Source organism: Bradyrhizobium sp. RD5-C2 (genome assembly GCF_019972155.1).
Lineage (GTDB): Bacteria > Pseudomonadota > Alphaproteobacteria > Rhizobiales > Xanthobacteraceae > Bradyrhizobium.
Genome location: NZ_BOVL01000026.1, coordinates 136,634 through 158,905, shown reverse-complemented (window position 1 = coordinate 158,905; position 22,272 = coordinate 136,634). Strand labels below are relative to the sequence as shown.

Annotated in this window: 22 protein-coding genes and 1 other RNA gene; 9 read left to right on the top strand and 14 right to left on the bottom strand. The window is 64.8% G+C overall.

Annotated elements, in window-relative coordinates:
- Positions 1-4: 4 nt before the first annotated feature.
- Positions 5-457 (bottom strand): cell division protein FtsL, encoded by a 453-nt coding sequence (gene ftsL, locus BraRD5C2_RS32500; RefSeq protein WP_223975427.1) that lies wholly within the window; start codon positions 455-457, stop codon positions 5-7.
- Between the two features lie 2 nt (positions 458-459).
- Positions 460-1,455 (bottom strand): 16S rRNA (cytosine(1402)-N(4))-methyltransferase RsmH, encoded by a 996-nt coding sequence (gene rsmH / locus BraRD5C2_RS32495; RefSeq protein WP_223975426.1) that lies wholly within the window; start codon positions 1,453-1,455, stop codon positions 460-462.
- Between the two features lie 477 nt (positions 1,456-1,932).
- Between rsmH and BraRD5C2_RS32490 the strand changes: the two genes are divergently transcribed.
- Entirely contained in the window at positions 1,933-2,784 is an 852-nt protein-coding gene (locus tag BraRD5C2_RS32490) for an N-acetylmuramoyl-L-alanine amidase (RefSeq protein WP_223975425.1), read from the top strand.
- A gap of 115 nt (positions 2,785-2,899) precedes the next feature.
- Here BraRD5C2_RS32490 and BraRD5C2_RS32485 read toward each other — a convergent pair whose 3' ends face one another.
- Together BraRD5C2_RS32485 and BraRD5C2_RS32480 are read right to left on the bottom strand one after the other, a co-directional pair.
- On the bottom strand, positions 2,900-4,135 hold the full coding sequence (locus tag BraRD5C2_RS32485) for an RNA polymerase sigma factor (protein WP_223975693.1): 1,236 nt from the start codon (positions 4,133-4,135) through the stop codon (positions 2,900-2,902).
- A gap of 69 nt (positions 4,136-4,204) precedes the next feature.
- On the bottom strand, positions 4,205-4,564 hold the full coding sequence (locus tag BraRD5C2_RS32480; protein ID WP_223975424.1) for a YciI family protein: 360 nt from the start codon (positions 4,562-4,564) through the stop codon (positions 4,205-4,207).
- A 235-nt stretch (positions 4,565-4,799) separates the two neighbouring features.
- Here BraRD5C2_RS32480 and BraRD5C2_RS32475 point away from each other — a divergent pair, with 235 nt between their 5' ends.
- Both BraRD5C2_RS32475 and BraRD5C2_RS32470 read left to right on the top strand, forming a co-directional pair.
- Positions 4,800-4,955 (top strand): hypothetical protein, encoded by a 156-nt coding sequence (locus tag BraRD5C2_RS32475; RefSeq protein ID WP_223975423.1) that lies wholly within the window; start codon positions 4,800-4,802, stop codon positions 4,953-4,955.
- Positions 4,956-4,962: 7 nt separating this feature from the next.
- A complete protein-coding gene (locus BraRD5C2_RS32470) occupies positions 4,963-5,163 on the top strand; it encodes a hypothetical protein (RefSeq protein ID WP_223975421.1) in 201 nt (66 codons plus the stop codon).
- Between the two features lie 24 nt (positions 5,164-5,187).
- Here the strand turns inward: BraRD5C2_RS32470 and BraRD5C2_RS32465 are convergent, their stop codons facing one another.
- Positions 5,188-5,616, bottom strand: coding sequence for a PAS domain-containing protein (locus BraRD5C2_RS32465; RefSeq protein WP_223975419.1), 429 nt, complete (start codon positions 5,614-5,616; stop codon positions 5,188-5,190).
- A 105-nt stretch (positions 5,617-5,721) separates the two neighbouring features.
- The gene (locus BraRD5C2_RS32460; RefSeq protein ID WP_223975418.1) at positions 5,722-6,621 is read right to left on the bottom strand and encodes a LysR family transcriptional regulator; all 900 of its coding nucleotides are present in this window, start codon (positions 6,619-6,621) and stop codon (positions 5,722-5,724) included.
- A 135-nt stretch (positions 6,622-6,756) separates the two neighbouring features.
- Between BraRD5C2_RS32460 and rnpB the strand changes: the two genes are divergently transcribed.
- An RNA gene (gene rnpB / locus BraRD5C2_RS32455) (RNase P RNA component class A) lies at positions 6,757-7,171 on the top strand.
- 109 nt (positions 7,172-7,280) lie between these two features.
- Here rnpB and BraRD5C2_RS32450 read toward each other — a convergent pair.
- Positions 7,281-8,732: a GntP family permease gene (locus BraRD5C2_RS32450; RefSeq protein WP_223975417.1), complete on the bottom strand. Its 1,452-nt coding sequence runs from the start codon at positions 8,730-8,732 to the stop codon at positions 7,281-7,283.
- Positions 8,733-8,736: 4 nt separating this feature from the next.
- The gene (locus tag BraRD5C2_RS32445) at positions 8,737-9,756 is read right to left on the bottom strand and encodes a patatin-like phospholipase family protein (protein WP_223975692.1); all 1,020 of its coding nucleotides are present in this window, start codon (positions 9,754-9,756) and stop codon (positions 8,737-8,739) included.
- 231 nt (positions 9,757-9,987) lie between these two features.
- Between BraRD5C2_RS32445 and BraRD5C2_RS32440 the strand changes: the two genes are divergently transcribed.
- Positions 9,988-10,167, top strand: coding sequence for a hypothetical protein (locus BraRD5C2_RS32440; protein ID WP_223975416.1), 180 nt, complete (start codon positions 9,988-9,990; stop codon positions 10,165-10,167).
- Between the two features lie 169 nt (positions 10,168-10,336).
- Positions 10,337-10,864, top strand: a complete 528-nt coding sequence (locus tag BraRD5C2_RS32435; protein ID WP_223975415.1) for a hypothetical protein — start codon at positions 10,337-10,339, stop codon at positions 10,862-10,864.
- Between the two features lie 594 nt (positions 10,865-11,458).
- On the opposite strand, the gene BraRD5C2_RS32430 is transcribed toward BraRD5C2_RS32435, so the two are convergent.
- A complete protein-coding gene (locus BraRD5C2_RS32430; protein ID WP_223975414.1) occupies positions 11,459-12,175 on the bottom strand; it encodes an alpha/beta fold hydrolase in 717 nt (238 codons plus the stop codon).
- Between the two features lie 209 nt (positions 12,176-12,384).
- Between BraRD5C2_RS32430 and BraRD5C2_RS32425 the strand changes: the two genes are divergently transcribed.
- Complete coding sequence (locus BraRD5C2_RS32425) at positions 12,385-13,128, top strand: sulfite exporter TauE/SafE family protein (RefSeq protein WP_223975413.1); 744 nt, start codon at positions 12,385-12,387, stop codon at positions 13,126-13,128.
- 31 nt (positions 13,129-13,159) lie between these two features.
- Here BraRD5C2_RS32425 and BraRD5C2_RS32420 read toward each other — a convergent pair whose 3' ends face one another.
- The 4 genes from BraRD5C2_RS32420 to BraRD5C2_RS32405 all read right to left on the bottom strand — a co-directional run bounded on the left by BraRD5C2_RS32420 (position 13,160) and on the right by BraRD5C2_RS32405 (position 19,745).
- Positions 13,160-14,545 (bottom strand): MATE family efflux transporter, encoded by a 1,386-nt coding sequence (locus BraRD5C2_RS32420; RefSeq protein WP_223975412.1) that lies wholly within the window; start codon positions 14,543-14,545, stop codon positions 13,160-13,162.
- An 82-nt stretch (positions 14,546-14,627) separates the two neighbouring features.
- Entirely contained in the window at positions 14,628-16,427 is a 1,800-nt protein-coding gene (locus tag BraRD5C2_RS32415; protein ID WP_223975411.1) for an ABC transporter ATP-binding protein, read from the bottom strand.
- A 364-nt stretch (positions 16,428-16,791) separates the two neighbouring features.
- Positions 16,792-18,381: a DHA2 family efflux MFS transporter permease subunit gene (locus BraRD5C2_RS32410; protein ID WP_223975409.1), complete on the bottom strand. Its 1,590-nt coding sequence runs from the start codon at positions 18,379-18,381 to the stop codon at positions 16,792-16,794.
- Between the two features lie 50 nt (positions 18,382-18,431).
- Complete coding sequence (locus BraRD5C2_RS32405) at positions 18,432-19,745, bottom strand: HlyD family secretion protein (RefSeq protein WP_223975408.1); 1,314 nt, start codon at positions 19,743-19,745, stop codon at positions 18,432-18,434.
- A gap of 190 nt (positions 19,746-19,935) precedes the next feature.
- Here BraRD5C2_RS32405 and BraRD5C2_RS32400 point away from each other — a divergent pair, with 190 nt between their 5' ends.
- Both BraRD5C2_RS32400 and BraRD5C2_RS32395 read left to right on the top strand, forming a co-directional pair.
- Positions 19,936-20,583 (top strand): TetR/AcrR family transcriptional regulator, encoded by a 648-nt coding sequence (locus tag BraRD5C2_RS32400; protein ID WP_223975407.1) that lies wholly within the window; start codon positions 19,936-19,938, stop codon positions 20,581-20,583.
- Positions 20,584-20,721: 138 nt separating this feature from the next.
- Positions 20,722-21,792, top strand: a complete 1,071-nt coding sequence (locus tag BraRD5C2_RS32395; RefSeq protein WP_223975406.1) for a helix-turn-helix transcriptional regulator — start codon at positions 20,722-20,724, stop codon at positions 21,790-21,792.
- Positions 21,793-21,873: 81 nt separating this feature from the next.
- On the opposite strand, the gene BraRD5C2_RS32390 is transcribed toward BraRD5C2_RS32395, so the two are convergent.
- The coding region (locus BraRD5C2_RS32390) for a hypothetical protein (protein WP_223975405.1) at positions 21,874-22,272 on the bottom strand (399 nt) is incomplete at its 5' end.

The window sequence follows — 22,272 nt, the reverse complement described above, 5'->3', positions numbered from 1 at the left end:
CCCGTCATTGCTGGTCTCCCCCGCCCTGCTCGGAATCTTCTGCGGACGCGGGCTGGTCGGCGGCCGGCTGGTCGGTCGCCGGCTTGCCGATCGAGCCGGTCGTGCTGTCGGGCGCGGCGGCGGCCTCGATGGTGTCGATCATCGCGCCGATCGGATCGCGCGAACCGGGCCGCGTGAAGCTCGGCGGCCGCTCCGGCAGGTTCTTCAGGGAATCATACTGGTTGGCGTTGACCGGCTTCAGCGGCAGATGGCGCTCGGCAAGCCCTTGCAGCCGCAGCGGCGCGTCGAGCTTGGCCCATTCGGCGCGCAAGGTCGCGATCGCGTTGCGCTGCTCGCGGATCTCGGCATTGAGCTGCAACACGCGTTCGACGCGCGCGGTCGATTCCATCTTGATGCGGTAGACATAGGATGCCGCGAAGATCAGCATGCCGATGACGAGGAGATGGAGGAGACGCATCGTCAGCCTCCTCGCTTCAGGTCTGATAGACGCGGCCATGATGGCAGCTCGTCGTCCGCATGCGCCGGCGCCGCAGTGCGCTCGGCTGCGCGCAGCTTGGCCGACCGGGCGCGCGGATTGGCTGAGACCTCGGCGTCTCCGGGCGTCACCGGGCGCTTGGTCAGGATCTGAAAGCTCGGCGCGGATTGCGCCACTTCCGGCAGATGCCGCGAGCCGCCGGAAACCTTGCCGCGCTCGCTCAGGAAATTCTTGACGATGCGGTCTTCCAGCGAATGGAACGAGACCACGGCAAGTCGCCCGCCCGGCTTCAGCACGCGCTCGGCCGCAGCCAGCGCGCGATGCAGCTCATCGAGCTCTTCATTGACGAAGATGCGCAGCGCCTGGAAGGTCCGCGTCGCCGGATGAATTTCGTTCGGCTTGGCGCGCACGACTTTCCCGACGATGTCGGCGAGCGCCTCGGTCGTCGTGATCGGCGCGTCCTTGCGCGCGGCGACGATGGCGCGCGCGACGCCGCGCGAGTGTCGCTCCTCGCCGAAGATATAGATGATGTCGGCGAGCTGCTTCTCGGACGCGGTGGCGACCACATCGGCCGCGGTCGGGCCGCTCTGCGCCATTCGCATGTCGAGCGGACCACCGAGGCGGAACGAGAAGCCGCGCTCGGCCTGGTCGAGCTGCATCGAGGAGACGCCGACATCCATCACGACGCCGTCGACCTGATCCACCCCCTGCGATGCGCAGACGTCGGCAAGATTGGAGAAGCGATCCTCGACCAGCGTCAGCCGGCCGCCCGCGCCGTCGACCAGATCGAAGCCGCCGGTTATCGCGGTGCGGTCGCGGTCGATGCCTATGACGCGCGTATCGGCGACATCGAGAATCATGCGGCTGTAGCCGCCGGCGCCGAAGGTCGCGTCGACATAGATGCCGCCGGCGCGCGGCTCGAGATAGGCGACCGCCTCGCGGCCCAGCACGGAAATGTGACGGGGAGCACGTTCGCTCATGCGCCGCCCCCGGACAGGGCCGCATAACAGGCATGCAAGCTGGCTGCGCGCCGACTCATTGCGTCTCGAATCCTCGCGCTGGCTGTTCCGGCAAAAAGGCCGCTGCGTGATCCCAGCGCCAACTCCCGTCCTCGGCCGCAAATCCTGATATCCGACCGGAATTGGGAGGGTTTCCATGGGATTTCGCGCAACAGCGGACCTTGGCCGTCCCCGAAACCGGTTCGGCACTTCACCTCTCAGTAACGGCACTTAACGTTAAGAAAACGTTGATGATCGGTTAGCGGAATCGCACGACTTTGATCCGCATTCGAGTGATATTCTCGGCCCTCGCTCCGGCATCATTGCGCGGCTCATGGAGCAGACCCTGGAACCGGCAGGCCGATTGCGGCGGCCCTCACGGTAAAGGAATAGTAAACGCCTATTTGTTTATCCATATGTCAAAATGCTTTCTCCTGGTTCGGGTTTTGAGTGATTCGTATGGCTTCTGGTTCGTCCTCGTCCGGCAACGCTGATTCGAAGCGTCAGCGCGTCCTTCCTGTTCCGAAGGGCGTGGCCGACGTGGAGACGTTCACGCCGGATTCCTCGATCGCCTCCGACGTGATCCCGTCGGTGAATTTCGGCGACCGCGCCAACAATCGGCAGCCCGACATGATCGTGCTGCACTACACCGGCATGCCCGACGTCGAGGGCGCGATCGCCCAGCTCTGTACGGCCGGCACCGAGGTCTCGGCGCACTACATCGTGCTCGAGGACGGCCGCATCGTGCAATGCGTGCCGGAGAGCAAGCGCGCCTGGCACGCCGGCGTCGCCGCCTGGGCCGGCGAGGACGACATCAATTCCTGTTCGATCGGCGTCGAGATCGTCAACCGCGGCCACGATTGGGGCTATCCCGACTTCCCGCTGCGGCAGATCGCGGCCATCATCGCGCTGTGCCGCGGCATCATGCTTCGCCGCAACGTGGTCTCGCATCGCGTGCTCGGCCATTCCGACGTGGCGCCGGGGCGCAAGAAGGATCCCGGCGAGAAATTCCCCTGGCACTCGCTGGCCAATTCCGGCGTCGGGCACTGGGTGCAGCCGGTGCCGATCGTGCGCGGCGACGCGTTGCAGCTCGGCGCGATCAGCGACAGCGTCTCCAACATGCAGGCCGCGTTCCGGCGCTATGGCTACAACATCCCGACCAACGGCAAGTTCGACGGCCCGACCATGGAGGTCGTCACCGCCTTCCAGCGTCACTTCCGCCCCGAGCGCGTCGACGGGATCGCCGACCGCTCCACCATGGCGACGCTGCACGCGCTGCTCGAGAGCCTGCCGCCGGATGCGACGAAGTAAGCTCGGTCTCTCCATCGTCATTGCGAGCGAAGCGAAGCAATCCATTCCTCCGCCCATGGATAGATGGATTGCTTCGTCGCTTCGCTCCTCGCAATGACGCGGAGACGTTAGTGCGTCACCCCATCTCGGCGATCCGGCGCGCGTAGAGCCGTCGCAGCGGCTCAAGCTGCGTCGCGGCGGTGGCCGCAACATAGGCCTGCCGCGCCTCGTCCTTGCGGCCGAGGCGGCGCAGCAGATCGGCGCGCACCGCGGGCAGCTGGTCGTATCCCTTCAAGCTGCCACGCGCGTCCAGCGCATCGATCAGATCGAGCGCACGCGCCGGGCCATCGACCATCGACACCGCGGCGGCATGATTGAGCTCGATCACCGGCGACGGGCTGATGCGGAGCAGCACCTCATAGAGACCGGCGATCTGCGGCCAGTCGGTATCCTTATAGCTCGGCGCGCGCGCGTGCAGTGCGGCGATCGCGGCCTGCACCGCGTAGGATTGCGGCCGGCCTGGCATCTGCAGCGCCTCCTCGACCAGCCTCACACCTTCGGCAATCTGTCGGAAATCCCACAGCGAGCGGTCCTGCTCCTCGAGCAGCACGATGTCGCCGCCTGCGGTCTGGCGACCGGCGCGGCGCGCATCGTGCAGCAGCATCAGCGCCAGCAGGCCCTTGATCTCGCCGCGCGCCGGAATCAATCCGTCGAGCAGCCGCGCCAGCCGGATCGCCTCGCGCGCCAGATCGGGCCGCATCAGATCCTCGCCGGCGGTCGCGGCATAGCCTTCGGTGAAGACGAGGTAGATCACGGCAAGCACGACGGTGAGCCGCGGCTCCAGTGCCTCGCGCTCCGGCACCTCATAGGGAATGCCGGCGAGTTTTATCTTCTGCTTGGCACGCAACAGCCGCTGCGCCATCGCGTCCTCGCTCACCAGGAACGCGCGCGCGACCTGCGCCGTGGTCAGGCCGCACACCGTGCGCAAGGTCAGCGCAACCTGGACCTCGGCGGCAAAGGACGGATGGCAGCATGTGAAGATCAGCCTCAGCATGTCGTCATCGAGCGTCGCATCGGCCGGCTCGGGCGACGCCTCCGCATCCAGCAGCAATTGATGCGTCAATTCCTGCTGCTTGCCGCGAAACGAAACCGCGCGGCGGACGCGGTCGATCGCCTTGTTGCGGCCGACATTGACCAGCCAGGCGCGCGGATTGGCGGGGAATTCACCGATCGGCCAGCGCTCGAGCGCGACCGCGAAGGCCTCCTGCAGGGAATCCTCGGCCAGGTCAAAATCGCCGACGAGACGGATCAGCGTTGCGAGCGCCCGGCCCGCCTCGTCGCGGAAGATTTTCTCGATCTGGCGGGGGGTCATGGCCATCAATCGTTGCTCAGCGGCCGCGCCAGGCGACGCGGCCGCTGCATTCATGATGCGATAATGGCGTCATCGCGGGTTGTCGTAGATCATCACCGGCCTGACTTCGATCGAGCCGGTCTTGGCGCCGGGAATCCGCGCCGCGAGGCCGAGCGCGGTGTCGAGATCCTTCGCTTCGACCAGATAGTAGCCGCCGAGTTGTTCGCGGGTTTCCGCGAACGGCCCATCGGTCGTCAGCGTCTTGCCGTCACGAACCCGCACGGTGGTGGCCGTCGACACCGGCTGCAGCCCGTCGCCCGCCTTGAAGTGCCCGCTCTGGATGATCGACTGCGTGTAAGCGCCGTACTCCGCCGTCACGGCCTTGCGGTCGTCAGCGGTCATGTGGGTGTATTCCGCGTCGCTCCGGTAGATCAGCAGCAAATATTGCATCTCGTCTCTCCTCTTGATCGGCTGGATCGCCGACACCCAGTCGAACGGGCGGCATGCAGGACGACAGGGTCAGGATAAATTATTTTGGCCGGCCCGCGTGAGCGCATCTCCGGCGCGCGGCGGGCGGACCCGGCCGAAGCTTATATCTGACAATCCGATACCAACCGCCAATATTATTCGTTTGTTAAATTCATGGCCGCGCGTAGCCTTGGGTGGGATATCAGGAGGACTGGCCATGACATTACTGCCGCAGTCAGCAACACGCCTTTGGCGGCTCCTGCTGTGGACGCTGTATCGGATGCTGCGCGGCCGGATGGTCGCGCAACCGGGCCACCGTGCCAGCCAGGTCGCCTCTGCGATCGCCGCGGCCGGCCATCCGCTCGGCGTGTGAACAGGCGATGCAAGGGGGCATCACGCGCCTGAAGGCGCTGCGTCAGCTAGTCGCCGACGAAGGGCTGACCATCGCAATCCTTGCGGCAGTCGCCTCGGCGACGGCAATCGTGTTTGGCTTCGGTGCAGAAGCCGACATTGTCGCCTCGATGCTGATCGTCGGCCTCGTGACCGCGCTGGCTGAATCCCGTCTGCGATCGGGAAAATAGCTGGCGTTGCCACCAGCGGCCTTGTCAGGATGGCCCGCCTTGCGCGGCGCGGCGCCGCAGCTCCTTGAGCTCCACGAAGCGCTTGGTCACGTCGCGCATCACGGCGACGGTGCCGGCGACCTTGTGCTCCGCATCATGCAGCATCACGATGGTGAATTCGACGGAGATCCGCGCGCCATCCTTGGTCAGCGCAGGCACCGACAACAGATCGCCCTGACCGTAACGACTCGTCCCGGTCGCCATCGTGTGGCGGAAGCCGGCCCAGTGACGCGCGCGCAAGGCTTCCGGAATGATCAGGTCGAGCGATTGTCCGACGGCCTCCTCAGGCGTGAAGCCGAATACCCTGGCCGCGCCGGGATTCCACAGGGTGATGCGGCCTCTCGCATCGGTCGCAACGATCGCGTCGGACGCGCTGTTGAGCAACGCATCTCCCACCGCTGCCGCAATGTCCATCGCCTGACCTCCTGCTGATCCCGATCCTGCTCTGGACTCTGGCGAAGGCGCTGACAAGCGAAGAATGCCGATGCAACCGATCGGCGATGCCGATAGCAATTGCGATCAACGCCGCCGCCGCGTGCCGGTCTTGGCCCGCGGGACCTCCGTGGCGACCTGGACCTGAGATGCGGCGAGGCGATGCATGATCGCGACCGCACGCGCCAGATGGTCGTCCTGGCGATCAGCCGGATAGGCGACATAGGCCGGCATCGCAAAGCTGGGTGCGCCGGCGACGGCGTGCAGCCGCCGTGCCTTCAGGAGCGGCTCCACGATGCGGCGCGCGAAGAAGCCGGAGCCGCCATTCACCAGCAGATGCTGCAATCCGAGCCAGCCGATATTCACCGTCAGCGCAGGGCCGGTGAAGTTCGGAAACAGCGTCGCGTGACGCGCATAGAATTCCGGTCCCCAATCGACATAGACATAGCCCTGCCCCGGCTCCGGTGCGCTCTTGGGATCGGTCGACACCAGGATGAGCTGTTCCTCGAACAGCTGCTCGACCTTGAGGCCCGGGCGGCTCTGCGGCGTGTACATCACGCCGATATCGATGCGTCCCTCGACCAGGCCCTGCATCAGCTCGGGCTCGAGTGCGCTCTCGGCGCGGATCGAGATGTCGGGATGCGCCCGCGTCATCAGCGGCAGCCAGCGCAGCAGATACTCTTCCCAAAGTCCGATGCGGCCGCCGACCACCAGCGTCGCGGAAAACCCCTTGGGGATTCCGACATCGTGGCGGGCCTGCTCGACGGTGCGGACCAGCACCGAGGCGTGACGCTGAAACTGCCGGCCGGCCGGCGTCAGCGTGGTGCCGGCCTTGTTGCGCACGAACAGCACGCAGCCGAGCTGCTGCTCGAGGGTGTGAATGCGGGTGCTGACCGTCGACTGGCTGACGTGAAGCCGTTCCGCCGCGGTGATGAAATTGCCGGCGCTCACCACCGTCAGGAACGTCCGGGCCAGTTCGGTGTCCATGGCGCCTCACCCCTTTGGTTCGATCAAATCGATATCAAAAGCTCCTCCTTCGCGGATGTCAAAATCGAACGCCGGCGACCGGTTAACCATCGCAATCGCTTGACGCGGGCGGCCAAAGCCCGCATGCACAGGCCGTCAGTCGGCCGGACGGCCGCTCCCGCTGGTGCCGAAAGGCCGCGGGGGAGGAAAGTCCGGGCTCCATCGACATGCGGTGCCGGATAACGTCCGGCGGGGGCGACCCCAGGGAAAGTGCCACAGAGAACGAACCGCTCCCTCCTCGGAGGAAGCAAGGGTGAAAAGGTGCGGTAAGAGCGCACCGCGTTTCCGGCAACGGAGACGGCATGGCAAACCACACCGGGAGCAAAACCGAATAGGGACGGCAACGCGGTTAGTTCGCGCTCGCGCGATAACACCGCAGGGCGATGTCAGGCCCGCTGTCCGGGTAGGTTGCTCGAGGCAAGGTGCAAACCTTGTCCCAGAGGAATGGCCGTCGCGTACCATTCGCAAGAATGGTGCCCTACAGAACCCGGCTTACAGGCCGGCTGATATTTTGGAGTATGAGGGGCTCGGCGCAACACGCCGGGCCCCTCGCCATTTTCGGTAAACTTCGTTCCAGCTACGCGCGCCCTCGGCCGGTCGAGCCGACCCATCGTCTTGCGTCAGAACGACCCGAACGCGGTGCCGATTGCAATCACCGCGGCGAGAGCAATGACGGAACTCACAATGCCGACCATGACGATGTCGAGATAGCTGTCGCGATGCTTGAGCCCGCAGATCGCGAGCAGGCTAACGACCGCGCCGTTGTGAGGCAGAATGTCCAGTGTTCCCGAGCCGATCACCGCGACGCGATGCAGAAGGCCGGGATCAATACCCGCCTCCGCAGCAAGACCCATATAGGTCTTGCCCAGCGCATCGAGCGCAATCGTCAAGCCGCCGGAAGCCGACCCCGTCAGCGCGGCAAGGATGTTCGTCGCGACTGCGAGCGACACCAATGGGCCGCCCTCAATTCGCAATACCCATTCCTGCACCACGCCGAAAGCGGGAAGCGAGGCGACTACGGCGCCGAATCCGACAAGGCTTGCGACGCTGAGCGCCGGCAGCACCGACGCATTGGCGCCGGCATCCATGGTTCGTCGCAATGCGGGCAGTCGCGTCCAGTTGCAGAGTATGACCGTTACGATCGCTCCCGCCAGCGCCACGACAACCGACCAGACACCGGCCACGGCAGCCAGTGATGTATTTCCCCATCGCTGTTCGGCCAGGAATGAGAAATCAAGCCGGGGCAGGACAACGAGCGACATCAGCAGATTGACTGCGACAACGACGATCAGGGGAAGGATGGCGTTGAAGACCGGGACGGCGGCGTCGCTGTGATGTCCGTGGCGGATCTCCGCCGGGTCGAATTCTCGCGCCGTCGTCGCCCGCTCGCGCAACAACTCATCGTCGGCTACATCCGCCGAAACCGGCGGCTCGTCGCCATAACCCTCATTTGTGCGACGCGCCGCTTTCTCCGCGCGAAGAAGCCACCAAAGCCCGACACCAAGCATGATCATCGATGCGACAATGCCAAGGCCCGGCGCGGCAAACGGAGTCGTGCCGAAGAAAGGCATCGGTATCGCATTCTGTATCGACGGCGTGCCCGGCAGCGCCGACATGGTAAAGGTCGAAGTCCCGAGAATAACCGCCGCCGGCACCAAACGACGCGGAATCCCTGCCGTGCGAAACAGCGACTGCGCCATCGGAACGATGACGAAGAACGCGACGAAGAGGCTGACGCCGCCGTAGGTGACCAGTGCACCCGCGAGCACGACCGCGAGGATGACACGGCGTTCGCCCAGACATCGGGAGATGAAGCCCGCGACCGCACCGACCGCGCCGCTGTCATCCATGAGTTTCCCGAACACGGCGCCAAGCAGGAAAATCGGAAAGAACTGCGCGAGAAAGTCCGACGCGCTGCCCATGAAGGTCTGCGTCCAGTTGGCAAGCAACGGCTCGCCACCGAAGGCTGCGGCCACCAACGCACAGAGCGGCGCGAGCAGCAGGACGCTCCAGCCGCGGAACGCAAGACCGACCAGCAGTCCAAGCCCGACGAGAATGCCGAGTAGACCCATCGGCTCAGCACTCCGCCAGCAGAATATCCAGATCGGCGGTCGAGCGCTCACCGATATCGGCGCCATGCGCGTCGAGGAATTCGCCGGCGGCACGCCGCCCTTCCTCGTGCAGCTTGGTCACGAACGCCCATTCGGCATTGAGCTTGGATGATGAACCGAACGTCGCAAGCATGTCGCTCTTGATCCGATGCGTTTTCATCTGGGCCCAGCGGGCGCCCTCTCCGGTGCCGGGGTCGGCAACCTGACGAAGCAACGCGATCATCCGCAGCTCCTTTGCCAGCGGCGAATTGAATGAGATCTCGTTGAGCCGGTCGAGAATGTCAGCGGCCGTGCGCGGCTGCTCCGGCCGCTCGGTCGGGTTGATCTGGACCACGACCGTATCGTGTGCGTCGGTCTCGCGGACCAGCGGCGTGATCGTGGGATTGCCCACATAGCCGCCGTCCCAATAGGGCTCGCCATCGATCTCGATCGCACGAAACATCGTTGGCAGGCAGGCCGACGCGAGCAGGACATCCGCGGTAATCTCCGCGTTGCGAAAAATCCGCCCCCGCCCCGTACGGACCCGTGTGGCGGTTATGAAGAGCTTGATCGGCGCGCGCGCAAGGCGCTCGAAATCGATGCTGTTGTTCAATATGTCGCGCAGCGGATTGAAGCCGAGGGGATTGAGGTCGTAGGGTGAAAGCATCCGCGACATCAAATCCGTGAAGAGATAGGCCGGAGAGCTGTCGAGCGACCAGCGTCCCATCAGACGGTCGAGCGGCGAGCGTTGCAACGGACTGAATGCGGCGGCGCGTGAGACGCTTCGCCAGTATTTTTCAAGCGCTTCGCGTGCGCCCGCAGCGCCGCCCGCGGTCCAGCCATCCGCCAGCACGGCGGCATTCATCGCTCCGGCCGATGTCCCGGATATGCCCGCGATCTGAAACCATGATTCTTCGAGAAGTCGATCCAGGACGCCCCATGTGAACGCACCATGCGATCCTCCACCCTGGAGCGCCAGATCTACGAGCACGGGGCTGCGGTTCATGAGGCCATGTTCACCAGCACGCGAGACGCTGATTATGTCGCGGTTTGGCGGAACATGCGAGACAAAGTTGCGGTCACCGTCCGGTTCCGATGGCGAACTTCTCGAAGGATGTTGCCTCATCGTTGGCGGCACCAACGCGATTGGTTCGCTTCGCGGCGTAGGCGCACGTTTCTTAAAAGGCGACATAATGGGTTGGCGGGCGTAAGATGTGTGCCTCGCGGAGGATCGCAGATGGACCTTCAGAAAATCATGGCGAAGGCGCGGGATATCGCCAAGAGCACTGGCACGATCACGACCGAACAACTCAACGGAATGTGTCCCAACAACATGGAGCCCGGAGACATCGCGGCTCTCTTTGCGGCTCTGCGAACTGAAGGGATTCGTCTCAAGGACGACGAAGCAGAAAAGTAGGAGCCACCGTACTTTGACGCTATCGCAAGGCGATCGATCGCTGCGATCGAAACTGTCCCAGTTTGGATGGTGGCAGATTGGCCATCCGGCGGCATTGCAGCTATGATCCGCTCGAGTTGGGCGTGTCCTTCTGCCCCCAAATTCAAGAAGATCAAGAGGAGGAATGATAATGTCGGTTGCCTGCAAGTTCGAGCGCAGCATTCTCAGCCACGAAGAATATGAAGCAATCCGCCTGACGCATCATCCCGCAATCTATGGCGTCGAGGTAGCCGAGCTCGAGGCCATGCGCCCCCGCTTGCGCAAGATGCGCGACAAGGAACGAACGGTCGGCCGGCAAAAGCAGCGAGAGAGCCGCGGAAAAGCCGAGGCTCGCGGGACAAGCTTTCCGGGAACCGCCACGCATGCATCAGAACGGAAGCAAGTGTTCGCAGCGGCGTTGAAGCGGGTGAACACGGAGCTCAAGCGTCAGCACAATCTGGCGACCCGGACTGCGCATGTCGAAGCGGCTCGAAAAGCCCTCGCGCTGCACCGAGCTGCGAACTTCACAACCCGTCCCTCGGCCGGAGCAACCCCGAGCGAAGGCATGGCGCCGAAGCCAAGCGAACGTCGAAGAAAGATCATTGCAGGCGCGAAAATCGGACGCGTGTCGCAGGCGACGAAAGTCGCTCAGGCCGCGCGCGACGCGCGTGGCGCATGACGCCGGGTGAACACACGCACCCGATCGATTCCGGGACGATGCTTCGCGTCGCCCCGGAATGACGGCTCGTCAGGAACCGATCTCCTGCTGCGGGCCGTGGGCCTAATTGGACAACGGCCACCGCAGCAAGGCTGCACTAGCGACGGATCATTCCGGTGATACGTGCTCCCCCATAGGGAAACGCAGTAGCGCCGTCCCAAACACCAGACCGCATGCAGCCACGAAACACGCTCATGCAGACCTCTTCGGACCCGATCGGACCAATGCGAAACCGGTAGGCAACGCACCGATCGCGCTGATTGCTGCAAGTACGGGGGCCCACATCGACCCGCGCCGCATTGGCGTCGACACTCGACAGCAGCAGCAGTGCGACGATCGCCGCTTTCAGAGTCAAGCCTAGTGTTTGCACCGACAACCTCCAGCTGAAACAAGCCGATCGAGTTGTTATATAGGCTAAAGCTGGTTTGCAAGAGAGATGCGGCTGCCTCGCTCGGGTCGGCTGCGAAGGCTGTCTCGCGGTAGCGTCGCGCACAATCGGCGACAGAATTCGAGATGCCGGGTGCGATGCTCCGCATCGAACCCAATGACGAATCGCTACGCCACGATCTCCTGCAGCAGCGCCATAAGCGCCTCCGGGGCGGTGACGTTCGGTGAGTGGCTGGCGTCGATCTCGAAATAGCGCCAGCCGGGTTCATTCTTGATGCGCCTGGCGAACTGGCCGAACGTATCGGCTTGGGTGGTGCGGGTCGCGTAGACGTAGCTGCGCGGCAAATTCGTCTCGCCGTGTTGCAGCTTCAGCTTCTGCTCGAAGCATTTGATCGGCATGTCGACGCGGCGCGCTGTGAGCCATTCGACATCTGCTGGAGACGTATCCGGCGGCGGCGGCATCGGCGGGATGCGCCAGCCGTCGCCGTCGCTAGCGAGCTCGCGCATGGTCTCGATGGCCGGCTCGTTGAGGTCGAACAGCGACTGGCCGTCGCGCGGCACGAAGGCGTCGATATAGATCATCTGCGCGATCCGCCCGCGCACCCGGTCTGCGACGCCCGTCGCGACCATGCCGCCATAGGAGTGGCCGATCAGCACGATGTCGCGCAGATCTTCGTATGAAATGACGCTGAGCACGTCCTGGATATGCGCCTCCAGGTCGAGCCCTTGATGGGCAAGGTGCGCGCGCTCGCCGAGCCCGGTGTAGCTCGGCGTGACCAGCCGGTGCCCGGCGGCCTGCATCAAAGGATGCATCTTCTTCCACGCCCATCCGGCCGACCAGGCGCCGTGACAGACCAGAACGGTTTTCGACGAATTCGCAGTCATGGGCACGCTTCCATTCCGATTGTCGTTGATGAGCCGCGATTTTGAAGTGTACCCGCCGCGCGCGTCGTGTAAACGTCGCGGCAAAACATGATCGTCATTCCGGGATGGTCCGAAGGACCAGACCCGGAATCTCGAGATTCTCAGGCGCGCAATTGCGCGCCATAGTTCGATGCTTCGCATCGCCCCGGAATGACGATCGAAAGGCCACGATGAACCCGGCAAGCTACGCGGTCCTGTTCTTCGGCGCGCTTGCCGGCGGTTTCGTCTCCGGGCTGGCCGGCTTCGGCACCGCACTGATGGCGCTCGGCATCTGGCTCTATGTGCTGCCGCCGACGCTTGCGGTGCCGCTGGTGCTGGTCTGCTCGGTGATCGCGCAGGTGTCGACGCTGCCGTCGATCTGGAAGACCATCGATTTCCGTCTGGTCTGGCCGTTCGTCATCGCGGGCCTGGCCGGCGTGCCGATCGGCATCCTGCTGATCGCCCGCGCCGACCCCGAGGTCTTCAAGCTGACGATCGGCGTTTTCCTGCTGGTGTTCCCGACCCTGCTGTTCCTGCAACGCAAGCCGATGTCGATCGCCTTCGGCGGCAAATGGGCCGACGGCGCGATCGGATTTGCCGGCGGCATCCTCGGCGGCCTCGCCGGACTGTCAGGCCCGCTCCCGATCCTGTGGGCAAGCCTGCGCGGCTGGGGCAAGCAGCAGCGCCGCGGCGTGTTTCAGATCTTCAACTTCACGATCCTGGCGGCCGCGCTTCTGGTCCAGATCGCAAGCGGCCTGGTGAAGCCCGAATTGATCTGGCTCGTGGCCTGCGCGTTTCCGGGAACGCTGCTCGGCGCCTGGCTCGGCGCCCGCCTCTACCACGCACTCAGCGACCGCAATTTTTCCGACATCGTGCTGGTGCTGTTGTTCCTGTCCGGCGTGGCGCTGGTATGGAACGGGCTGGCGCCGAGATGACCGACCGCCACCGCAACATCGGCTGAGCCGGTCATCCCACCGGCTCGAGACCAACGCGTTCCGGCGCGACGTCGCGCGCCGGCGGCACGAGACGCTTGCTGAATTCGCGACGCAGCAACCACAAGCTCAAACCGGCCTGCAGCGTCGTCGTCGCGATCGACAAATACCACACATGCTCGATCCGGAAGCCGGGCTGTCTCGAGAGCCAGATCACCGGCACCGCATAGGTGAAGAGGCGCACGGCCGAACTCAGCAACACCGGCCTGGTGTTGCCGAGGCCCTGGAACATGCTGTTGCAGGTAAAGATCACGCCCTGCGCGACGAGATTGATGGAGACGAAGTGCAGGAACCCTCCTGCGACCGCCATGGTCTCGCGATCGTTCGAGAAGCCGTCGAGCAACAGTCCCGGCTTCCACTGCGCGAGAATCGTGAAGACGATCATGACGACGGTGCCGATCGACACCGCCTTGGCGAAGGTCTCCTGCACGCGCCTGCCATTGCCCGCGCCATAATTCTGTCCGGCGATCGGGCCGGCGGCGAGCGCCACCGCCAATGCCGGCATCTGGATCAGGCCGAGCACGCGCGTCCCGATGCCGAACCCGGCCTGGGCCGCCGGGCCGAAATCGCGCAGCACATAATAGATCACGCCCATCCAGGCGAAGATCAGCGCGAACTCGCCGCCGGCAGGCAGGCCGACATTGAGGATGCGCGCCCATTGCCGCAACCGTGGACGCCATTGCGCGGGATCGAATCCGACATAGCGTTCCAGCTTGCGGAAATACGCGAACAGCATCAGCACGCCGATGAGAACGGCGATCGAACTTGCCAGACCCGCGCCGCCAACGCCGAGCGCGTGACCGGTGCCCCAGCCCGCGATCAGGACCGGCGCCAGCGCGATGTTGATGATGACCGCCACCGCCTGCACCAGCATGCTGGGCCGCACGATACCGGTTGCCCGCAGCGCGGACCCCATCACCTGGATGATGAATTGCAGCGCCAGCGCCGGCATGAACCACAGGAGATAGGTGGTGCCCGCCTCGATGGTGGCCGGGTCGGTCGCGACCGAGCGCATATAAGGGCGCGACAGCAATGCCCCCACGGCCAGCGTCAACAGCCCGCAGAGCACCGACAGCACGACCGACTGATTGAACACGAGGTTGGCGTCGCCGCGGTCCTTGCGTCCCACCGCATGCGCGATCAGCGCGACGCTGCCGACGCCCAGCACCTGCATCAGCGCGTTGACGAGGAAGCCGGCATTGCCGGCTGCGGCCACCCCGGCGACGGCCGCGTCGCCGAGACCCGCGACAAAATACAGGTCGACCAGCTGGCAGATCATGATCGTGATCATGCCGACCACGATCGGGGGAGCCATGACCAATATGTGGCTCACAATGGAGCCGCGCGTAAGGTCTTTCATTTCAATTCCAGTCTCAAATCGTCTCGTGTCAATTCGGGCGCGCGGCTGCCGGAGATCGATCCGTCAGCCGCGCGCCGCCGCCTTATTCCGCCGCCGCCTGGCCAAACTCGGTCGCCTGCCGCTCGAACAGGCCGCGGTAGATACCGCCCTGCCGCGCGGCAAGCACCTCATGCGTGCCCTGCTCGACGATCTCGCCACGATCGAACACCAGGATGCGATCCATGCTGCGCACGGTCGACAGCCGGTGCGCGATCACGATCGAGGTGCGGCCCTTCATCAGCCGCTCCATAGCCTGCTGGATCAGCGCCTCGGATTCCGAATCGAGGCTCGAGGTCGCCTCGTCCAGGATCAGGACCGGCGCATCCGCCAGGAAGGCGCGCGCCAGCGCCACGCGCTGCCGTTCGCCGCCCGACAGCTTGACGCCGCGCTCGCCCACCAGCGTGCCGTAATCCTTCGGCAGCCGCATGATGAAGTCGTGCGCATTGGCAAGCCGCGCCGCCTGCTCGATCGCCTCCATGCTGGCGCCCGGCCGGCCATAGGCGATATTCTCCGCCAGCGTGCGGTGAAACAGGATCGGCTCCTGCTGCACGATCGCGATCTGGCTGCGCAGCGATTGCTGCGTCGCCCTGGCGATGTCCTGACCGTCGATCAGGATCTTGCCACTGGTGACGTCGTAGAGCCGCTGCACCAGCTTGACGAAGGTCGTCTTGCCGGAGCCGGAGCGCCCGACGAGGCCGACGCGTTCGCCGGCATCGATGTCGACAGACAGCCCGTCATAGAGCGGCAAGCGATGGCCGCCATAGTGGAACGTGACGTCGTCGAACACGATGCGGCCGCCCTGGATGTCGATCGTCCTCGCGTCATCTGCATCGACAATGCCGAGCGGCTCGCCATGGATCTGCACCAGCTCCTCCATGTCGTTGACCGAACGCTGCAGGTTGTTGATGTGCATCCCGACATCCCGCAGATACGCGTGGATGATGTAGTAGCTGGTCAGCACATAGGTGACGTCGCCCGGCGTGGCGTGGCCGGCCGCCCACAGCAGGATCGCGCCGCCGATCACCGAAGCGCGGAAGCACAACAGCACCAGGAGCTGCGCCGTCGAGGTGTGGTTGTAGCGCAACCAGGTCCGCCGCACCCGCCGACGCCAGCGACTGATGACGCCGTCGAGCCGCATGTCCTCGCGCGTCTCGGCGCCGAACGACTTCACCACCGCGTTGCAGGTCAAGGCGTCGGCCAGTGTGCCGCCGACCTTGGTGTCCCACGCATTGGAGACGCGCGCGGCCGGCGCGACGTAGCGCACCTGGAACACCATGGTCATCGCGACATAGATCACCGAGCCGACAGCGATCACCGCGCCGAGCGATGGCCAGTGCAGCCCGAGCAGGATCATCGAGCCGAGCAGCACCACGAGCGACGGCAACAGCGCCATCAGGATGGTGTCGTTCAGCAGGTCGAGCGCCCACATGCCGCGCGTGATCTTGCGCACGGTGGAGCCCGCGAACGAATTGGCGTGCCAGTCGGTCGAGAAGCGCTGCACGCGCATGAAGGCCTGCTGCCCGACATCGGACATCGTCTTCAGCGTGAACGGCACGATGGTCTGGATACCGACCAGCCGCAGCATCAGCGACAGCGCGCCGAGGCCGACGATGGCGCCGAATGCCAGCATCGCCGCATGGCGCGCGGCGGCATCGGTGGCACCCGCGGTCAGCGCATCAACCAAATGGCCGGAAAACACCGGCATGAACAGGTCGGCCGCGGTCGCACCGAGGAAGCCCGCCGTGACGGCGAAGGCGCGCAGCGGCTGCTCCAGCCAGTGGCGGAACACGAATGGCAGGACGATCCGGATCGCGGCCGGTCGCTTGGTCGTCAGAGAGGTCATGGCACATTCCGGCCACGCTTCTGCAGCGCAAGCCGGCTCCATCTGAGGCGACAGGCGGACGGAATCCGGCCGCTAATGTCGCTGGAAATTGTAGATAACGTGTTGGGAAGTTTGGGTGATCGGGGATCAGGCCCGATCAGCGCCGGGAGCTAACGCGCTACGACGTCAAGCACCATCGAACGCGGGCGCGCGATCTGCGGAATAAACGACTTCATGCGCATCTCCCGGGTTCGAGTAAGGAATGCGCTGCTTATAAATGCATCACGCGCAATTGGCAAGATGACAAGAACGAGAGTGCGTCAATGTGTCGGCGATGCAACGCTCTGCACGCGACCGGGCGCACACCACGCAAAAGCCGATGCGCTCAATGCGCGTCGCCGCCGCCCGCGGTCATCGACGGCGGCTTGTTGACGAACAGCACCAGGAGGCTGAGGCCGACATAGAACAGCGACAGCATGAAGAATGCGTCGCCATAGCTCATCACCTGAGCCTGGCGATGCACGAGCTGCGAGAGCTGCTTCATCGCCATGGTCGTGGCATCGCCCATGCCCTGCAGGCGCTGGGCGAAATTGTTGAGGGTCTCGACCGCGGTCGCATTGCCCCAGGTCACACGGTCCTGCAGCCGCGAGATGTGCAGATCGGTGCGGTCGTTGAGCGCCTCGTTGATCACGGCAAGCCCGACCGCGCCGCCGAGATTGCGCATCAGGTTGAACAGGCCGGAGGCGTTCTTGACGCGGTCCTGCGGCAGCGTGGCGAGCGCGATGTTGTTGGTCGGCACCATCGCGCACATCATGCCGATGCCGCGCAGGATCTGCGGCACCAGGAGCTCGTAGAAATCGTACTCGCGCGTGATCCAGGTCATCTGCCAGGAACCGAGCGCGAAGGTGACGAGGCCGAAGGCGATGATGTAGCGCAGATCGACCTTCTGCATGAGACGGCCGACCACCGGCGCCATGAAGAACATCGTCATGCCGGAGATGAACATGGTCTCGCCGATCATCAGCGCGCTGTAGCCGCGGATCTCGGCAAGATAGCGCGGATAGACGTAGGTCAGGCCGTAGAGCCCGATGCCGATGCAGAACTGCAGCACGCAACCGACCGCGAAGTTGCGGTTGGAGAAGGCATAGAGATCGACGATCGGCTCCTCCGCGGTCAGCACCCGCCAGAAGAAGGCGACCGCCGAGACGAAACCGATCGCGGCGCAGATCGCCACCGAGGTGTCCTGCAGCCATTCATATTGCGGGCCTTCCTCGAGCACATATTCGAGCGAGCCGAGGAAGCCGCCCATGAAGATCAGGCCCCACCAGTCGAAGCGCTCGAGCAGCGCGAAGTTCGGCTGATCGAAATCGACCAGCGCCAGCACGCCGACGGTGATGATGATTCCGGGCACGATGTTGATGAAGAACAGCCAGTGCCACGACATCAGATCGGTGATGTAGCCGCCGACGGTCGGCCCAACGGTCGGCGCCAGCGTCGCGACCAGGCCGATGATCGGCGCCACGATGTAGAACTTGGAGCGCGGGAAGATGGTGTAGGCCGAGGCGAACACCGTCGGGATCATGCCGGCGCCGAGGAAGCCCTGCAGCGCGCGCCACAGGATCATCTGCTCGATCGAGGAGGCGAAGCCGCACAGCAGGCTGGACACCGTGAAGCCGAACGCCGAGATCGCAAACAGCAGCCGGGTGCCAAGCGCGCGCGACAGGAATCCCGACAAGGGGATCGCGATCACCTCGGCGATCAGATAGGCGGTCTGCACCCACGACACTTCGGTCGACGACGCCGACAGGCCGGCCTGGATCTCGGTGAGCGAGGCCGAGACGATCTGGATGTCCAGGATCGACATGAACATGCCGAACACCATGATGATGAAGGCGACCACCCGCTTGGGCTGGAGCCGCTCGGTCTCCGAGGCGCCGGTCATCATCGAGGGCGAAGCAGTGGTCGCGTCGGCCATGGGCTCATCAGGCTCCGCGCTTCGAACCTGCGGTTCGAAGCTTCAAGGCATCACTGCGGATGGATCATCATCGACGCGTCGAGGTCGGTATCGGCGTCGGCGTCGGCCGCGCCCTCTCGCGTGTCGACGGTGGTGTAGACCGACATCCCGGCGCGCAGCATGCCCTGCTTCGCGACGCTGTTCGGCACCCGGATGCGGACCGGCAGGCGCTGCACGATCTTGGTGAAGTTGCCGGTGGCGTTGTCGGGCGGCAGCAGCGTGAACACCGAGCCTGCCGCCGGCGAAATGCTGTCGACGATGCCGGTGAACTTGCGGAAGCCGTAGGCGTCGACCTTGATCGTCACCCGCTGTCCGGTACGGATGCGCTTGAGCTGGGTCTCTTTGTAGTTGGCGTCGATGAAGACGCCGTCGAGCGGCACCACATTGCCGAGCCGCTGGCCGACATTGATGTAGTCGCCGGTGTTGACCAGGCGGTTGGAGAAGGTGCCGTCGACCGGCGCGCGCACCTGGGTGAAATCGAGATCGCGCTCGGCCTTGGCGAGCTGGGTCTGCAACTCGGCAAGCTGGGCGCGGGCCTCGGCCTGCTGCGCCTTGGTGACATCGACGTTGCTCTTTGCGGCATCGTAGGCAGCCTGCGCCGACCGCACCGCGGCCGCGCCCTGATCACGGCCGGCTTCGGAGACTTCGAAAGTGGCGCGCGAGGCAAAGCCCTTGGTACTCAGGGCTTGCTGGCGATCGAAATCGAGATCGGCGCGCTTCAGACCGGCTTCGGCGGAGACGAGTTGCGCCTGCGCCTGCTCCACCGAGCTTTCGGCCGCCGCGACCTGGCGACCGATGCGCTCGATCGTCGCCTGCTGGGTCGCGATCCGCGTGCGCGCGGCATCGACCGCGATGCGATAGTCACCGTCATCGATCCGGAAGATCACATCGCCAGCGCGCACCAGCGCGTTGTCGCCAGGCAGGATCGCCGCGATATGGCCCGCGACGCGCGCGCCGAGCATGGTGTTGTTCGCCCGGACATAGGCGTCGTCGGTCGAGATGTAGAAGCGCCCGACCATCAGGTAATAGGCGGCATAGCTCGCGGCGGCGAGCGCGAGCAGCCCGAGCACACCCATCATCACGAATCTGCGCTTGCCGGACTTCGGTGCTGCGGCGACAGGCGACGCCGCCGGCTGCTCGGGTGCGGAAGCGGGCGGCGCCTCGGCGGGACGCTTGTCACCAGGACCTTTGTCGCCGGGACTCTTGGCCTCGTCAGTTCTGGCCTGCTCACCGAGATCGACGGACGCGTCGCGCGCCATCGCGTCCTCGGCCATGTCAGGCTCGGAACGAACAATGCGTGCAGCCTGATCTCGTGCTGCGGCCATAACCAAGGCTCCCCAGAAAAAATCTCGACGCCCGCAATGGCGGAAGAAAGGCCGTACGGCGCATCGCCACTCGCACCAATACCATTGACCGAACGGTTCGGTCAATCTATATTCCCGTCCAGCGGATTATAAGGCTTCGATTCTTCCCGGACTGATTCTGGGTTGGGTTCTTTCGTGAGAAGCTAAATCAATGGTTGCAGCGCCCCCAAACCCCCTCCACCTCGTCGCCGGCGACGAGGAATCCTCGAAGCGCCGCCAGATCCTGGACGGCGCCCGCAAGGTATTCCTGGAGCTCGGCTTCGACGGCGCCAGCATGGGCGAGATCGCCCGCGCCGCCGCCGTCTCCAAGGGCACCCTGTACGTGTATTTCCCCGACAAGGCTGGGCTGTTCGCGGCGATCGTCGAGGAGGAAAAGCGCGAACAGGGCAAGGTCGCGTTCAACTTCGATCCGGCGCGCGACGTCGACACCACCCTCCCCGAATTCGGCCGCGCCTATGTCGCGGTGCTGTGTCGCCCCGGCGGCGGCTCGGCGATCCGCACCGTGATGGCGATCGCCGAGCGGATGCCCGAGCTCGGCAGCCGGTTCTACACCCATGTGATCGCCCACACCGTCGACCGCTTCGCCGCCTATCTCGAGGCACGCGCCGCGCTCGGCGAGCTGGTGATCGACGACTATCAGCTCGCGGCCTGGCAGTTCATGCAGATGTGCCAGGCAACGCTGTTCCAGGCGTTCATCTTCCAGGCCAATCCGTCGCCCTCGCCTGAGCGGATCGCTGATGTCGTCGACAGCGCGACACGGGTGTTCTTCGCCGCATACCGGCCAAAGCAGGCGGATTGAACCCTCGCCGTCGCAAGACGGGCGAGTGACGATCCAATACGACTATTTCCTTTGGCAGGACTGCAACTTAGCGCTTGTCGCGCGACGCCACCTCGCGCAACACTTCCCTGCATGAACGGGGATATCGACCCAGATCGAATGTCCAGCGTGATGGCGCGGCTGGGGGACGCCGTGGTCGACCCGGCGGCGTGGACCGGCATCATGACGTCGATCTGCGAAGCGGTAGGCGCAACCGGCGCCGTGCTACTGCAAAGCGACGTGCGGACCCCGGACGTGCCGCGCACGGCGTCGACCGAAGAGATGGTGCAGCACTACTTCGCACACAACTGGCATGAGCAGGATTCGCGCGCTCCAGGCGTTCCGCGAGCAATGGCCGGCGAAGTGATCACCGATCAGGACTTGCTGACGCCCGAGCAGATCCGGTCCGATCCGATGTACAACGAGGTGCTGTATCCGTTCGGCTTCAAATGGTTCGCCGGCATCGGCTTCTGGGCCGACAGCGCACCGTGGGTGCTGACGTTGCAGCGCACCGGAGAGGAAGGACATTTCGATACACGCGAGACGCGGCTGCTGGCGCAGCTGGGGCCGCGCCTGACGGAGACAGCGACACTGTCGACTGCGGTCGGCCGCATCGCGCTCGCCTCCATCACCGGCATTCTCGACCGGGTGCGGCAGCCGGCCGTCGTACTCGACCGCGCGGGCCTCGTGATCGATCGCAACGAAGCGGCCGATGCCGGCTTCGACGCTGATATCAGGATCAGGGATCGCCGGCTGATCGTGCGCGACAAAGCGGCACAGGCGCGGCTTGATCAAGTCGTCGATCTGATCCGGGCTGCCCCCGAGCGCGCGGCGCTGCCGATCGAACCGATCGTGATCCACCGCATGCACAAGGGGCCCGTGGTGTTGCGCGTGTTGCCGATCGACGGTGCGGCACGCAACGTCTTCCTCGGCGCGCGGGCGATGCTGATCTTCGTCAATTTGACGCCACGCGCGATGCCCGAGCCCGGCATGATCGCGCAGGCATTCGGCCTCACGCCGGCAGAAGCGCGGCTGGTGGCGCTGCTCGCGGGCGGCCTCTCGATCGACGACGCTGCCGAACGGCTCGGGATCGTTCGGGACACGGCACGCAACCAGTTGAAGTCGGCCTTCGCCAAAACCGGCACGCACCGCCAGCCCGAACTGGTCAGCCTCGTGCTTCGGATTGCCTGAGCATGGCGCCGCACCGGCGCGGCGCTTACCCTTCGAGACGCGCTGCGCGCGCCGTAGCGTCACGGGAGAGAGAGATTCGACTCAATCCACAATGATGGTTACCCGCCCGATTTCGCCCAGCACGGCCGGGCGTTGACCGCCGTACGCGCCGCTCTTGAGCACGGCCGTATACGATCCAGCCGCGCGATAGACGTGCGTCCGCCGAAAGCCGCGGATCGGTGAGATCGTGTCATCGGTCCGGCCGTCGCCGAAATCGAGCACGACCACCCCCTCCAGCATCCCCGGCCCCATGCCGGTGAAGGTCACCTCAAGCGGCGCGGCGCCCGAGATCGGCGAAGCGGCAAGTGCACTTGTCGCGTTCATCTGCGTCGTCGCGGTCATGTCGATCACACCAAGGGTGATTGCGGAGATGGCAAATATCGGCAAACGCCACGTCATTTCGAATGTCCCGATCACCCACCCGCCGCAAGCAGATTGCGG